Annotated in this window: 10 protein-coding genes; 6 read left to right on the forward strand and 4 right to left on the reverse strand. The window is 64.4% G+C overall.

The genetic code is table 11. From position 1 onward, the window contains the following. Positions 1–103 precede the first annotated feature (103 nt). The gene (locus AEQU_RS08450) at positions 104–1,249 is read right to left on the reverse strand and encodes an aldo/keto reductase (RefSeq protein WP_022740508.1); all 1,146 of its coding nucleotides are present in this window, start codon (positions 1,247–1,249) and stop codon (positions 104–106) included. 311 nt (positions 1,250–1,560) lie between these two features. On the opposite strand from AEQU_RS08450, the gene ade reads away from it, so the two are divergent. After that, positions 1,561–3,378, forward strand: a complete 1,818-nt coding sequence (gene ade / locus AEQU_RS08455) for an adenine deaminase (protein ID WP_022740509.1) — start codon at positions 1,561–1,563, stop codon at positions 3,376–3,378. A 62-nt stretch (positions 3,379–3,440) separates the two neighbouring features. Here the strand turns inward: ade and dtd are convergent, their stop codons facing one another. Further along, positions 3,441–3,887, reverse strand: a complete 447-nt coding sequence (gene dtd, locus AEQU_RS08460) for a D-aminoacyl-tRNA deacylase (protein ID WP_022740510.1) — start codon at positions 3,885–3,887, stop codon at positions 3,441–3,443. A gap of 422 nt (positions 3,888–4,309) precedes the next feature. Between dtd and AEQU_RS11925 the strand changes: the two genes are divergently transcribed. Together AEQU_RS11925 and AEQU_RS08470 are read left to right on the forward strand one after the other, a co-directional pair. Then, positions 4,310–5,254: a gamma-glutamyl-gamma-aminobutyrate hydrolase family protein gene (locus tag AEQU_RS11925; RefSeq protein WP_022740511.1), complete on the forward strand. Its 945-nt coding sequence runs from the start codon at positions 4,310–4,312 to the stop codon at positions 5,252–5,254. Positions 5,255–5,473: 219 nt separating this feature from the next. Continuing rightward, entirely contained in the window at positions 5,474–6,259 is a 786-nt protein-coding gene (locus AEQU_RS08470; protein ID WP_022740512.1) for a DNA/RNA nuclease SfsA, read from the forward strand. 123 nt (positions 6,260–6,382) lie between these two features. Here the strand turns inward: AEQU_RS08470 and AEQU_RS08475 are convergent, their stop codons facing one another. Beyond that, a complete protein-coding gene (locus tag AEQU_RS08475; protein WP_022740513.1) occupies positions 6,383–7,765 on the reverse strand; it encodes a Na+/H+ antiporter NhaC family protein in 1,383 nt (460 codons plus the stop codon). Positions 7,766–7,994: 229 nt separating this feature from the next. Here AEQU_RS08475 and AEQU_RS08480 point away from each other — a divergent pair, with 229 nt between their 5' ends. Next, positions 7,995–10,682 carry a DEAD/DEAH box helicase gene (locus tag AEQU_RS08480; RefSeq protein ID WP_022740514.1) on the forward strand — a complete coding sequence of 896 codons (2,688 nt, stop codon included), beginning with the start codon at positions 7,995–7,997 and terminating at the stop codon, positions 10,680–10,682. A gap of 153 nt (positions 10,683–10,835) precedes the next feature. Here the strand turns inward: AEQU_RS08480 and AEQU_RS08485 are convergent, their stop codons facing one another. Next, a complete protein-coding gene (locus tag AEQU_RS08485) occupies positions 10,836–12,512 on the reverse strand; it encodes an FAD-dependent oxidoreductase (RefSeq protein WP_022740515.1) in 1,677 nt (558 codons plus the stop codon). Between the two features lie 142 nt (positions 12,513–12,654). Here AEQU_RS08485 and AEQU_RS08490 point away from each other — a divergent pair, with 142 nt between their 5' ends. Then, positions 12,655–13,716: a response regulator transcription factor gene (locus AEQU_RS08490; protein WP_022740516.1), complete on the forward strand. Its 1,062-nt coding sequence runs from the start codon at positions 12,655–12,657 to the stop codon at positions 13,714–13,716. A gap of 137 nt (positions 13,717–13,853) precedes the next feature. Beyond that, positions 13,854–15,185 carry an ATP-binding protein gene (locus AEQU_RS08495; protein ID WP_244874819.1) on the forward strand — a complete coding sequence of 444 codons (1,332 nt, stop codon included), beginning with the start codon at positions 13,854–13,856 and terminating at the stop codon, positions 15,183–15,185. Position 15,186: the final 1 nt, after the last annotated feature.

Here is a 15,186-nt window from a genome sequence, read left to right on the forward strand (position 1 = left end):
TCAACCATTTCGGCCCTGAACTGGCACCTTCCATCGGCCATTTCTGCGTCGAAGTGGCATTAGCCCGCCCGAATGCTGAAGACTCCGAAGTTCGCCGGCTCGTTTAGCAGCCGAAGAGCTCCTCCGTCTTTTCCATGCGCTCGATGATCGGCACGTCGAAGGGGCAGCGGGGCTCGCAGTCGCCGCAGGCGATGCAGGCGCCGGCCATGACGTCCATGGCCTTGTAGTGGGCCGCCACCGAGGCGGGCACCTCGCCCGCCATCTCGGCCAAGTCGGCGAACTTGTTGGAAAGTGCGATGTTAATGCCCACGGTGCACGGCGCGCAGTGGCCGCAGTAGGTGCACTGGCCCATGTAGGCGTGCTTGGGCGCCCCGGCCAGCACGCTCGCGTAGTCGCGCTCGGCTGCGGTGGCGCCCTCGTAGGCCAGGGCCTCTTCCAACTGCTCCACGGTTTCCACGCCCACCATGACGCTCGCCACAGCGGGGCGGGTCAGCGCGTAGTGGATGCACTGCACCGGCGTGAGCGCCACCCCGAAGGGCGACGCGTCGGCGGAAAGCAGGCGCCCGCCCGCGTAGCCCTTCATCACCGTGAGGGCCGTCTCCGTCTCCTCGGCGCGAGCGTACAGGCGGGCGCGCGTGGGCTCGATGCCGTCGTCGGCCACGTTCTCGTAGTCGCCGAACAAGTCTTCCAAGTCCTCGGAGGCCGGCATCATGTCGAAGGCCGGGTTCAGCGAGAACATGATGACCTCGATCTCCGGCTCGTCGCAGGCCAGAAGCGCCACCTCGGGGTTGTGGGTGGAAAGGCCGATGTGCCCGATCTTGCCCGCAGTCAAAAGCTCGCGCACGTATTCGATGAAGGGGCCGTCCATGATGGCGCGGAACTCGTCGCAGGCGTCCACGTAGTGGATCATGCCCAGTTCGACGTGATCGGTGCGCAGGCGCGCCAGCAAGTCCTCGAAGGCCGGGCGCACCTGGTCCAGCTCGCGGGTGCGCACGTACTGGCCGTCCTGCCAGGTGCTGCCGATGTGCCCCTGGATGATCCACTGATCGCGCGTCGGCTCAAGCGCCTCGCCGAGGGCCGAGCGCACCGCCGGGTCGCTCATCCAGCAGTCCACGATGTTCACGCCGGCCGCGGCGCCCCGGGCGGCCATGGCGTTCACCTCGGCCTGCTCCATCTTGCCGATCCACTCGGCCCCGAACCCGATAACGCTCGCCTCCAGGCCCGTTCGGCCCAACTTCCGATACTCCATGGCGCGTCCTCTCTTCTTCGCAAACCCTATGCTGCCGCGACGTTCTTCTTCGACCGTCTTGCCTTATCGCGACCTTCTCATTCCCCGCTTCCCCATTAAAGCATTTAGAGCTAACTCCAAGGAAAGGGAACTCCGTGAAGCCCTTCTGCATTCTCGGCCATTGACACCTTCTCGGAAGACGGCGGGCGTACACTGGCGCCATCAGGCCGGCTGCGGCCGCAGGCAGGCATTTCGGCCGCTTATTTGATCGGTCGCCTACGCCGCGACGCCCGCGCACGCCGACCATTCGTCTAGCGCTGAAGGAGGCGCCCATGCTGAACCATTTCTGCAAGAAACCGCTTTGGGAGTGCACGCAAACCCTGGCCGCCGTGGCCCAGGGCCGCCAACCCGCCGACACGGTGATCACGGGCGCGCGGCTCGTGAACGTGTGCACGGTCGAAGTGCAAGACGACATCGAAGTGGCCATCGCGGAGGGCCGCATCGCCTACGTGGGCCAAAGCGCCGCCCATTGCATCGGCGAGGGCACCCGCGTCATTGACGCTGCCGGCCAGGTGATCGCGCCGGGCTTCCTGGACGGGCACATCCACGTGGAGTCCTCCATGATCGGCGCCGGCGAGTACGCCCGCGCCGTCATCCCCCACGGCACGGTGGGCATTTACTGGGACCCGCACGAGGTGTGCAACGTGCTCGGCCTTGAAGGCGTGCAGGTGATGATGGAGGACGCCGCGCGCACGCCGCTGAAGGCAATGGTAACCACACCTTCCTGCGTGCCGGCGGTGCCCGGCTTCGAGGACACCGGCGCTGCCGTGGGCCCCGCAGAGATCGCCGATTCCATGACCTGGGACGGCGTAGTGGGCCTTGGCGAGATGATGAACTTCCCCGGCGTGCTGGCGGGCACCGATCACGCCCACGGCGAGCTGGCCGCCACCCTCGCCGCCGACAAGGTGGTCACGGGCCACTACTCCATTCCTGAGACCGACCAGGGGCTGAACGCGTATATCGCCAGCGGCGTGCGCTGCTGCCACGAGTCGACCCGCGCCGAGGACGCGCTGGCCAAGATGCGCCTCGGGCAGTACGCCCAGCTGCGCTACGGCTCGGCGTGGCTCGACCTGCCGAACCTGGCGGCCGCCATCACCGAGACCGGCATCGACACGCGCTTCGCGAACCTCATCTCCGACGACACGCACCCGCACACGCTCGTGGCCAACGGGCACCTCGACTACATCCTGCGCAAGGCCGTGGAATGCGGCATCGATGTGGTGCGCGCCATCCAGATGATGACCATCAACACCGCCACCTGCTTCCGCATGGACAACGAGCTGGGCTCCATCACCCCGGGCAAGTGCGCCGACATCGTGTTTTTGGACAACCTGGAGGACCTGAACGTCACCCGCGTGCTCATCGACGGCGAGGTCGTGGCCGAAAACGGCGCGTGCACCTTCCCGCTTGCGCCCTTCGAATACCCGGCGTGGGTGACCCACTCCATGCATTTGGGGTGCGCCATCGCGCCCGAGACGTTCCGCGTGGAAGCGCCAGCCGACACCGCCGAGGGTGACGCGGTATGCGTGCGCGTCATCGAGGTACTGCCCGGATCGGTGCCCGACCGCGAGGTTCGCGCCGCGCTCACCGTGACGGACGGCGCCTTGGAAAGCGATCTTGACCAGGACGTGCTGAAGACCTTCGTCTTCGAGCGCCATCACGAGACGGGAACCTTCGGCGTCGGGTTCACCAAGGGCTTCGGCATCAAGCGCGGTGCCATGGCCTCCACGGTGGCCCACGACGCTCACAACCTGCTCGTGGTGGGCACCAACGATGCGGACATGGCGCTGGCGGCCAACACACTCGCCGAGGTGGGCGGCGGCATGGTCGTCGTGGCCGACGGCGAGGTGCTCGGCCTCGTGGAGCTGCCCATCGCCGGCCTCATGAACGACCTGGACGCCCCCGCCATGAGCGAGAAGGTGCACCATTTGGAAAAGACCTGGGCCGAGATCGGCTGCACCATGCCCTCCCCCTTCATGACCATGGCGCTCATTCCGCTCGCCTGCCTGCCGGAACTGCGCCTCACCAATCGCGGCCTGGTGGACTGCACCACCTTCCAATTCGTCGACTTGGTGGTGGACGAAGGCTAACCGCGCAACGCGCCATTACCCCACGCAACGGGGGCGGCTCCTCTTGGTCGGAGCCGGCCCCGTTAAAGCGCATCCGTATCCAGCACCACCGTGAAGGGCCCGTGGTTCACAAGCGCCACGTCCATCATGGCCCCGAACTCGCCCGTCGCCACCGTAAAGCCGTCGGTCCGGGCCAGCTCGGCGAAGTACTCGTACAGCCGCCGGGCGATGGCCGGGTCGGCCGCGTCCGTGAACGAGGGGCGGTTCCCCTTGCGGCAGTTCGCGTACAGCGTGAACTGGCTCACCACGAGCACTTCCCCGCCCACATCGGCCAAGCTCAGGTTCGTCTTGCCCTGGGCGTCTTCGAAAACGCGCATCTTGGCAATCTTGCGCCACAGCCGCTCTGCCTCAGCCTCGGTGTCCCCATGGCCCACACCCAGAAGGATGGCGTACCCCTTCCCAATGGCACCGACCGCGCGCCCCTCCACCGTCACCGACGCCTCGCTCACGCACTGCACTACCGCCCGCATAGACCTTCCCTCCCGCTTCCAAATCTTTCCGCACGCCCAACTCACTCCGGGCAACTTCGCTCTCATTATTTTGACGGATTTTGCGTTTGTTAGCCATAGAACTCGCTGCTCGGCGCCTCGAGAATCCCTCATTCCTGAATCGCAATCGATGAATTATCGTTTTGCGCTTATTTCCGCTAATCCTCACGCCCATTCAGAACCTTTTTCTGCTAACAATCGAAAAATCCACCGAATAATGTGTCTCCGCTTTTTCCGAGCCTTTTATTCCTTGAGATGTGCATCGGTGAGATAGGCAATTGTCGGACGGCATGCGGGGTGGTATGTTCTAACGCGGTAAGTGGTTTCGGCGAGACGGTAGCGCATCCGCAGAAGCAACGCATGCACTGCCAACTCGCCGCGATAGCAACAAAAGGAACAACCCCGTGATCATTGGAATTACGACGACGCTGAACGAGGCCGACGGCTTTCAGCGCGTGAATGTGGAATACATCAACCGCGTGGCAGCTACCGGGGCCGTGCCCATTCTCCTCACCCCCATCGCCGGGGGCGCCGAGGCAAACCGAGAGCACGCCCGCCACGTCATCGAGCTGGTGGACGGCCTGCTCATCACCGGAGGCGGCGACGTGCATCCGCGCTACTACGTGCCCGACCCGGCCAAGAATCGCGATGCGCTGGGCCTGGATGACCTTGCGGCCATGGGCTGCGGCTCCTCCTCCCACTGCCGCTCCACAGGAGCAAAAGTTCCCTTCTGCGGCCATTATGTGCCCGACCGCACCTTCGAAGAGGCCATGGACGGCACCTCGGCCGTGGAAACGGTGGAGTCCCTGGACGGTCGCGACGTGCTGTCCGCCACGGGACGCCCGCCCATTCCCTGCCTGGACGGCTTGCTCGCCGTCTGCGAGGATCGCGACGGTTTCGAGCTGGAGCTCGCCCGTCTCGCCCACGAGCGCAGCCTGCCCACCTTGGGCATCTGCCGCGGCATGCAGGTCATGAACGTGGCCCTCGGCGGCAGCCTCTACCGCGACCTGTACAACTGCGGCGTCACCGAAAAGCAGCATCGCCAGAACCCGCCCTATTACGGCATATCCCACAAGGTCACCATCGCCAAGGGAAGCTTGCTGGAATCGGTGGTGAGCGCATCGGGGGATTTCGAGGTGAACTCCATGCACCACCAGGGCGTCGACCACGTGGCCCCCGCCCTGCTTGTCGCCGCCCGTTCCGAGGATCGGGTGGTGGAAGCTGTGGAGGATCCCGCGAAGCCCTTCTTCCTGGGCGTTCAGTGGCATCCGGAATACCTCGACCGCCATCACGGCCTGTTCAACGCCTTGGCCGCCGCAGCCCACCACCGCGACGCGCAGAGCTCATAACCTTCTGCTTGCAAAAACTTTTCTCTTTTTGGTCACAAAGTCGAGTTTTGAACTCCCAAAGCAGCGATTTGCCCTACTATCCAGTGAATCTGGACAGCCATTAGTGTCGCAATTAATGCTATTCGACTAATTCAGACACGTTCGCCTTAGGCACTGACGCGCGAGGAGTTCAGAACTCGATTTTGTGACCATTTTTTCTAAAATTCTTGCAAGGAGCCCATGGAGCCACGCGATAAAAAGCAGGACGTCTTTCTCCCATTCCCCGAGCCTCTGCGCGAGGGGGTCATTCTCGCGCGGCCGAATCGGTTCATCATGGACGTCGACTTCGGAACCGCCGACGAACAGGGCGAGCCTGCGGGCATCGTGCGCTGCCATTGCCCGGCGGTGTCACGTATCGGCGGCCTGGACCTGGCGGGGCGCCCGTGCCTCGTGTCCGACTCCCACAGCCCCAAGCGCAAGATGCCGCTCACGGTGGAGGCCTACTCGCTGCAGCAGCCGGACGATCCCGACAAGCATTGGATCGGCATCAACCAGAACGCGTCGAACCGCTACGTGGAGCACTTCCTGCGCGAAGGTGCTTTCGCGACCATAACCGGCCCCGTTCGCACGGTGCGCCGCGAGGTGCCCTTGGGCGACTCGCGCCTCGATTTCCTCGTGAACGACGACTTGTATCTGGAAGTGAAGACGCCGCTCGTGCAGATGCAGACGGACATCCCGCCTTACGTGCCGCGCCTACCCGAGGCGCCCTTCAGCTCCACCGAGCGCTCCCTGCGCCATTTGCGCGAGTTGGCCGCATCGCTGGCCGACCACGAACGGGCCGCGATCCTCTACTGCCTCTACTACGACAACTTCGGGTTCCGCTTCTACCACGGCACCACCTACGAGGAGGTGCTCGCCACCGTGGACGCCTGCCGCGCCGCCGGCGTGGAGCTGTGGCAGGCCGATTTCGAAGTGACCCCCGCAGGCGTGGCCCTTAAGCGCTATTACGAACTAGAGGAGTGGTAGACGCTTCAGCTGCCCGGTGCCCTGGCTGGCACCGACCCTACCGGCGGCAGGCTACGCCGCTCATTGCCGAAATTTCGCCAGCTTCCGCTCTGGCATGCGAAGCCCCATCGACACCCGGCCGGCCTACTTGTCGCCCGCAGCCCCCTCCGCCGCGCCAACCGTCGCCTCCATGCGGGCGGCGGCATGGTCGGGTACGTAGCCGCGGTCATCCGGCACGAAGAAGATGAACACGAGCGAGCTTATCAGAAGGAAGAACGGGTAGAACAGAAACGGCATGATCTGGAAAGCCGACACCTGAAAGCCCAGCTCCGTGCAGGCCGAGATGGCCACGAGCATCTGGGCGCCGTAGGGGATGACTCCCTGGAATACGCAGGAGAACGTGTCCAGGATGGAGGCCGTCTTGCGCCTTGAGACGTTGTACGTCTCGGCCATCTCGTGGGCGATGGGGTTCGCCATCACGATGGCCACGGTGTTGTTAGCGGTGGCGATGTCCATGGCGCCCACGAGCAGCCCCATGCCGAGCTGGCCGCCCTTCCGGCTGCGGAACAGGCGCTTGATGCCGTTCAACAGAGCAACAAAGCCGCCGTTCTCGCGAATGAGCGCGCAGATGGCACTCACGAGCACCGCCACCATAGTCGTCTCGAACATGCCGGCGGCGCCGGTGCCCATGTTGCCGAGCAGATCGGTAGCGGCCACGGCGCCTTCGGCCACCACGATGATAGAGCCGGACAGAATGCCCAGCAAAAGCACGATGAACACGTTGATGCCAACGATGCCGCCCACGAGAACGATGAGGTACGGAATGAGCTCCAGCAGGTTGTAATCGTTTTGCACCGTGCCGGAGATGTCGGTGCCCAGCGACAGCACCAGAATGATCACCAGCGTCACCAGCGCCGCCGGCAAAGCGATCTTGAAGTTCTCCCGGAACTTGTCCTTCATTTGGCAACCTTGTCCCTGGCAGGCGGCAATGGTGGTGTCGGAGATGAACGACAGGTTGTCGCCGAACATGGCACCGCCCATGACCGAGGCCACACACAGCGGCAGGCTGAACCCCGAGGCCGCCGCCACCGCCACGGCGATAGGCGTGATGAGCGTGATGGTGCCCACCGACGTGCCCATCGAAAGCGACACGAAGCAGCTCACCACGAACAGCACCGCCACGGAGTACTCGGCGGGAATGACCGACAGCATGAGGTAGGCCACCGACTCGGCGGAATCGCGCCCGACCGTGCCCACGAACACGCCGGCCGCCATAAAGATGAGGATCATGGTGACGATGGTCTTGTCCCCGATACCTCGGCCCATGACGACGAGCTTGTCGTCAAAGGAAAGGCTGCGATTCTGGAAGCACGCCACCAGAAGCGCCACCAAAAAGATCACCACGATGGGGATGTTGTAGAACCCCATGGAAATGCCCATGCCGTACTCGAACAGAATGCCGAGCCCCAGATACAGCACGAGGAATACCCCGATGGGCAGAAGCGCCGCCACATTTCCCTTTTTCACGTTGCACCCTAACTCTCATAAGCGCATCCCTGCGCGCTGGACGCCGCTTCCGGAACGGCGGATCTGCAAGGCTCCAACTTGCCCACGACCCGCCTTCCGCACCAACGGCTCCTTGTTTCAGTAAGCGCCTATACTACACCACGGGAACCGCTGCCGATGCGTCATCTTCGATACGCGGGTCTTACTTATAATAGATGGCGAACGATCGCGCCATTAGAACGGACACCCTATGACCGACACCGCCAAGAACTCCGCCGCTGCCGAAGAGGGCGTCTACGAGACGCCCGAGGACATCGCCGCCGAAGCTGCGAAACCCGCCGAGCGCGCCGCCCGCACCGACGCAGATAGCCCCATCGCACCCGTGGATCCCTTCGAGCCCGGCTCGCTGGGGTGGCTCCTTCCCTGGGCCGAAACCGGTGAGGGCGACGTGCTCACGCCCGACGAGGCGCTGGAGGTATTCTTGGAATGGGTGGACGCCCGCGGCATGGAGCTGTGGCCCCATCAGGAGGACGCGCTCATGGACTTGGCCGTGGGCGACTCGGTGATTCTGGGCACGCCCACAGGCTCCGGCAAGTCCATGGTGGCCCTGGGGCTCTGCTTCATGGCCGTGGCCACGGGGCGCACCGCTTACTACACGGCGCCCATCAAGGCGCTCGTGTCCGAGAAGTTCTTCGACATGGTGGACATCCTCGGCCGCGAGAACGTGGGCATGATCACGGGAGACTCCACCATCAACACCGAGGCGCCGGTCATCTGCTGCACGGCGGAGATCCTCGCGAACCAGGCCCTGCGCGAGGGCCCCGCGTCGAAGGTGGCCTGCGTGGTGATGGACGAGTTCCACTTCTACGCCGACCCCGATCGCGGCTGGGCCTGGCAGGTGCCGCTGCTCACGCTGCCGAACGCGCAGTTCCTGCTGATGAGCGCCACCCTCGGTGACGTGAGCGACATCGCCGCCGCCCTGGAGGAGCGCACCGGGCGGCCCGTCGACCTCGTGACGGACGCGCCCCGCCCCGTGCCGCTGTCCTACGACTACACCTTCGAAACCCTGGAAGCCACCGTGGAGCTGGGTCTGCGCGCCGGCGAGGCGCCGATGTACATCGTGCATTTCTCCCAGGACGAGGCGCTGAAGAACGCCCGGGCGCTGGCCAGCTACGGCGTGTCGGACAAGGCCCAGCGCGAGGAAATCAAGCAGGCCATGAAGGGCACGAAGTTCACCACCCCCTTCGGCAAGATCTTGCAGCGGCTGCTCGCCGCCGGGGTGGGCGTACACCATGCTGGCATGCTGCCGCGCTACCGCCTGCTCGTGGAGCGCCTCGCCCAGCAGGGGCTGCTCCCAGTCATCTGCGGTACCGACACGCTCGGCGTCGGCATCAATGTGCCCATCCACACGGTGGTGCTCACCCAGCTCACCAAGTTCGACGGCACCAAGATGCGCCGTTTGCGCTCCCGCGAGTTCCACCAGATCGTGGGCCGCGCGGGACGGGCCGGCTTCGACACCGAGGGCATGGTGGTGGCGCTGGCCCCCGAGCATGAGATCGAGAACCACAAGGCGATGCTCAAGGCCGGCGACGACCCGAAAAAGCAGCGTCGCGTGAAGAAAAAGCAGCCGCCCGAGGGCTTCGTCAGCTGGAACAAGCAGACCTTCGAGCACCTCATCGAGAAGCCGCCGGAGAAGCTGACGCCCCGCATGCGCATCACCCATTCCATGGTGCTGTCCGTGGTGTCGCGCGGAGGCGACGCCTGGGCCAACGTGCATACGCTCATCGCTGATTCGGCCCAAACCCCCGAGGAGAAGATCAAGCTGAACGCGCGGGCCGACGAGATATTCGCCACGCTTTTGGAAGCAGGCGTGGTGGTGCGCGGCGAGGACGCCGAAGGTCGGCCGTCCTACGAGCTTACCGTGGAACTGCCCGAGGATTTCGCCCTGGATCAGCCCCTTTCGCCCTTCCTGCTGGCTGCGCTCGACTTGCTGGATCCGGAAAGCCCCGACTACGCCCTGGACGTCATCTCACTCGTGGAGGCCACCCTGGAAAACCCCGCCAAGGTGCTGCGGGCCCAGGAGCGCAAGGCGCGCGACGCCGCCATGGCCGAGATGAAGGCCGACGGCGTGGAATACGAGGAGCGCTTGGAGCGGCTGGCCGAGATCACCTACCCCAAGCCCTTGGAAGAGCTGCTCGCCCGCGCCTTCGAGCTGTACTGCCAGGGCGTGCCGTGGGCCCGCGATTACGAGCTGTTGCCGAAGAGCGTGCTGCGCGACATGGTGGAGACGGCGAGCGATTTCAAGACCTACATCGGCCGCTACGGCATCGCGAAGTCGGAGGGGACGCTTCTGCGCTACCTGTCCGACGCCTTCCGCGTGCTCGTGCGCACCCTGCCGCCCGATCGGCTGGACGACCGACTGCGCGATATCATCGCCTGGCTCGGCTTCATGGTGCGCACCACCGACTCGTCGCTGGTGGACGCGTGGGAGAGCGCCGGCGAGCTGCCCGAGGCCGGCGCGCCCCCGCAGGCAGCCGATGCCGTGGTGGCCGACCGTCACGGCATGGAGGTCATGGTGCGCAACGCGCTCTTCGCCCGCGTGCGCCTGGCCGCACTCGATCGCACTCGCGAGCTGGGCAACCTGGACGAGGACTGGGGCATGAGCGAGCGCGCGTGGAACGCGGCTTTGGACGACTACTTCGCCGAGCACAACGAGATCCGCCTCGACGGCGACGCGCGATCCGCCGCCTACCTGATGATCGATGAGGGTCCCGAGCAGGAATCGCACACCTGGCACGTCCGCCAGATATTCCTGGACGAGGAAGACGCCGGCGACTTCCGCATAGAAGCCGATGTCGACCTAGACGCCACCCAAGAGCAAGGCGAGGTAATCTTCCGCAACTACCGCGTCGGCTTCGTGGAGGATTTGGCGGAGTAAGCATATCGACAAGGAGCCAGACTCCGGACGGCGCGGCGCTGCCGCAACGCAAAGGGACCCTCGTCGAAACGAGGGCCCTAAGGGGAGGGCGTGATTCGCAACGAACAAAGCCCGGGCAGACAACCTTTGCGCAAACAACCCGCTGTCGCGCCGCTACGCTCCCAGGGCGCGGTCGGCAGCGAACTGGCCAGCGCGGCGACCGCCGGTGCAGGCGCGACCGTGGCTGACGCCCGAGATGGTGATGGGATAATCACCAAAGAAGAAGTTGCCGGAGCAGTTACCGGCGGCCCACAGGCCCTCGATGGGATGGGCATCGGCATCGATGACCTGCTGGTTCTCGTTGATCTTCAGGCCGCCCATGGTCACCAGAAGCGTCGTACCGGAATGCACGCCGTAGAAGGGAGGCTCCGTCAGCGAGCTTAGGCACTGCTTGCGCTTCCCGAAGTCCTCGTCGATGCCGGCGGCGCACAGCTCGTTGTAGCGCTCGATGGACGCCTTGGCCGTCTCCACATCGATGCCCTCCATCTTCGCCAGCAGGCCGTCGATGGTGTCGGCCGAAAGAATGGTGCCCTCCTCGATGAACTGCTGGATCTCCTCGGGGTTGTGCAGCGGCGAGCGGAAGTCCTTGCAGACCACCATGCCCATTGCCGGGCCGTCGGTCTCCCACTTGCTGTCCCAGAACACCCATTTCATGTGGCGCGGCTGGGCGTTGTGGGCGCGGCAGACGAAGGCGTAGGGCATGTCCTCGCTGCAGAAGCGCTCGCCCAAGTCGTTCAGGTACAGCCACGGCTGACGCGTCAGCGGGATGGAGGGCATGTACTCCAGGCCTTCCACGCCCTCGTCGAAGTACATGGGGCAGTGGGGCGCCTCGTCGATGGCACCGCCCACCCAGGCGCCCATGCGGATGCCGTCGCCGGTGTTGTGGGGCGGCGTCGAGATGTTGTGGACGTCCTCGGCATGGCCGGGAATGAAGGCATCCATCATCTCCTCGTCGTTGCCGTAGCCGCCGGTGGCGAGCACCACCGATTTCGCATTGATGCGCACGACGCCCGCATCGCCCTCGCAAACCACGCCGGCCACCGCGCCGACCTCGTCCCGCACAAGCTGTAGCGCCTCGGTGTTGAAGCGCACGTCGACGCCGAGCTCGCCCGCATAGGCAGTGAACGCCTTGGCCCAACCGATGGCGAAGGGGGGCTCGTAGCCGGCCTCGCCGCCCTCGGCCATAAGCGTGTCGTCGGGCACGATTTGGAAGGCGTCAGTGGCGTAGTGCTCGTACCAGGCATCGGGAATGACCTGCATCTCCATGGGCATAGGGGCGATGGTGATGCCGTGGCTCGTCAGCATGTCGGCAGCCCAATCGAGTGCCTCGGCGGAGTTGTCGACCCAGGCCTTTACCACGCGGTAGTCGCCCCGATGATCGCCCCAGCGCAGCACCTCCTGCAGCACGTCCTGCTTGCGGTCGCGCAAATCGATGCCGGCTTCCAGCTGGATCTTGCCGCCGATGGCGCCGTAGTCGATGCCGCGGAACTGGCCCGCGCCGGTCTTCTCCAGAAGCACCACCTTTGCGTCCTTCTCGGCCGCCGAGCAGGCCGCCGAGAAACCGGCCATGCCGCCGCCGATGACGACGACGTCGGCAGACTCGGTAGCATCTACCTCGGTGATGGGCTCGGGCGCAATCTCCCACGTATAGCCCTCAGGCTCGGCCGGCCCCGTCTCGGCCATGGTGCGGGGCGCGCAGCCCGCAAGCCCGGCCGCGGCTGCGGCAGCGGTGGCAGCGGCTCCCAGTCCCAAAAAGCCACGGCGGCTCAGCTTCATGTTCTCGGTAGTCATGATGTCCCTCCTTTTCGGTTGGTCGATGGCTCCCATCATGGGCCCGAAAAGCACTTCCGTCTATCGGTGCGAAACGAGTATTCCCACGTCAGGGCTATCGGTAAAAAGTGATGATTGACGGGAAAAGCCCCGATGTGACACTATGGCCCCGGAGGTGGTGGCCGTGTTCGCCCGCTGGTGGGACAACTTTCAGGAAAGCTGCGATGTGCGCTTGGCCGTCGGCTGCGGATGCGCCGTGGCCTGGGTGCTGCTCGTCGCCGTCTCGCCGGTGGTCTCCACCGCGTCCACGTTTCTCGAGGGCGGTCTCACCTGGCGAAGCGGCCTCGTCTACGGCGCCCTGTTCGTACTCGCCGGCCACGTCCTTCCCGAAATCGAGGGCACCTGGATGGCCTCCGCGCTGCCTGGGCTTGCCAACGTGGGCGCCTTCCTCGTTTCGGAGGTCGCCATCACGCTCTACATGGTGAAGCGCATTCGCCGCGAGAACCCGCGCGTCGCCTACCGACCCGCCACCATCCTCGTGGCCACAGGCTTCCTGCTGCTTCCCTTCATCGGCGAGGGCGGCGCCTTGCTCTGCATGGCCATCGCCTTCGCAGGCTTCGGCTGCTTCCTCGTCTATTTGTGGATCGTGTTGGGGAACCTCTGCCAACGCTGGGGCGCGCTGCCGCTGCCCACGGTCGCCTTCGGCTTCGCGCTGGTGTTCGCGGGCATCGTCGCCGGAGAGATGACCACATGGGCCTTCTATCGCGCGCCGATCGCCCTCGGATACCTGGCCACCGTCAGCATCGTGTCGCTGTTCGCGCTCGTCCTTCTGGCGTGGAACATGACCGACGGCTCCCGCTACGCCCAGGAGACCGTCGCCATGGGAGGCATCCCCGCCGACCACAGCGGCCCTAGCGGCCTCTGCGATCGCAGCGACGCGGACGGCTCCCGCAATGCCGACGCCGGCACGGGCCCCGATGACATCCCGACCACCGCCGATGACGCCAAGCTGCGTGCCGCCGCCGCAACTTACGGCCTGTCCCCGCGTGAGGTGGAGGTGGCAGCGCTCCTTCTGCGCGGCCGCTCCATTCCCTACATCTGCGACGAGCTGTTCATCGCCAAGAGCACTGCGCAAACCCATGTGCGCCACATCTACGCCAAAATGGATATCACCGGCGGCCGCCAGGAACTCATCGACCGTCTGGAGAGCGCGGAGTGCTCGTAGCGCCACTCACGCCGCCCACGTAGCGTTCGACCAGGCCGACGATTTCCTTGAAGCTATGGACGCAGCAACTTCGACAGACTTAATCGTCAAATACGCTTATCACCCTACCCCCTCTAATCGCATAGTGTAAACTACGATTGACACTTTTAGTTCCAGATATTAAAGTGACAAACGTAATTAGCACTAGGCAAAGGCAGCAAGCAATGAGAGAAATCGAAAACGGCCTCATTCCCCGACCGACCTACGACGCCCTTCTCGACTCGTATTTGGACACCGCGCCCATCAAGGTGCTCAGCGGCGTTCGGCGCTGCGGGAAGTCGTCGCTGCTGCGCATGCTCGCGAATCGACTGCGGGCGAAGGGCATCCCCGAAAGCAACATCCTCTACAAGAAACTCGACAGCTTCGATGTGCCACTCGAGCCGACGAGCGCTTGGCTCGACGATCTCCTTCGCCGCGCACTCGCGGATCGCGAGCAAGGCAGCCCCCTCTACGTTTTCCTCGACGAAGTACAGGAAGTGGCCGGCTGGGAGAAAGCGGTGCGCAGGTTGCATACCGAGCAGGCGGCGGACATCTATCTCACTGGCTCGAACGCGTTTCTACTCTCATCCGATCTCGTCACGTACCTCTCTGGCCGCTACATAGAAGTGCCCGTGTGGCCCCTATCCTTTCCCGAATATTTGGAGTTCTCGCGCGTCGCCGACCCTCGCTCGAGCGAGCTCTCGCGAGACGAGCTCTTCGCGCGCTTCGTTCGGTTCGGGGGAATGCCCGGCCTCTTCGACAAAACAAGTTTTAAAGAAGAGTTCGTCATGAAGGAGCTGACAGCCATCCGCGACACGGTCATCCTCAACGACGTCGCCAAGCGATTCGATCTGCGCAACATCGATCTTCTGGAAAAACTCGTCCGCTACGTATACTCGACATCGGGAAACCTCTTCTCGGCTCGCAAGATCGCCGACACCCTCACGAGCATGGGCCGAAAGACCAACCCCACCACCGTCGATACCTACCTGAGCGCGCTGCGCCGAGCCTTCCTCGTGCTGCAATGCGAGCAGGAGGGCATCGCGGGCAAGACTGTCCTCCAACCGCTACAGAAGCTGTACGCCCCCGACACCGGTCTGCGAAATCGCGAAATCGGATTCACCTCGCGTGATATCGGATACCAGCTGGAGAACATCGTGTTCTGCGAGCTGAAGCGACGCGGATACGATATCCACGTGGGCGCTGGTGCTTCTGGCGAAGTGGATTTCGTGGCCGATCGAAGCAGCGGGCGGCTCTATGTGCAAGTGAGCAGCAATGTCGTCGAAGGGGACACGCTCGAACGGGAGCTGAGAAGCCTTGAAGCCGTTCGCGACTCCTTTCCGAAGATCATTCTCACGCGCGACTCGCTCCATTGGGGAACCACGGGCACCGGTATTGAAATCGTCAGCCTCGTTGATTGGCTCTGCGCTGAGGAGCCAAAAGGTCGCTGAG

The organism is Adlercreutzia equolifaciens DSM 19450 (genome assembly GCF_000478885.1).
Classification (GTDB): domain Bacteria; phylum Actinomycetota; class Coriobacteriia; order Coriobacteriales; family Eggerthellaceae; genus Adlercreutzia; species Adlercreutzia equolifaciens.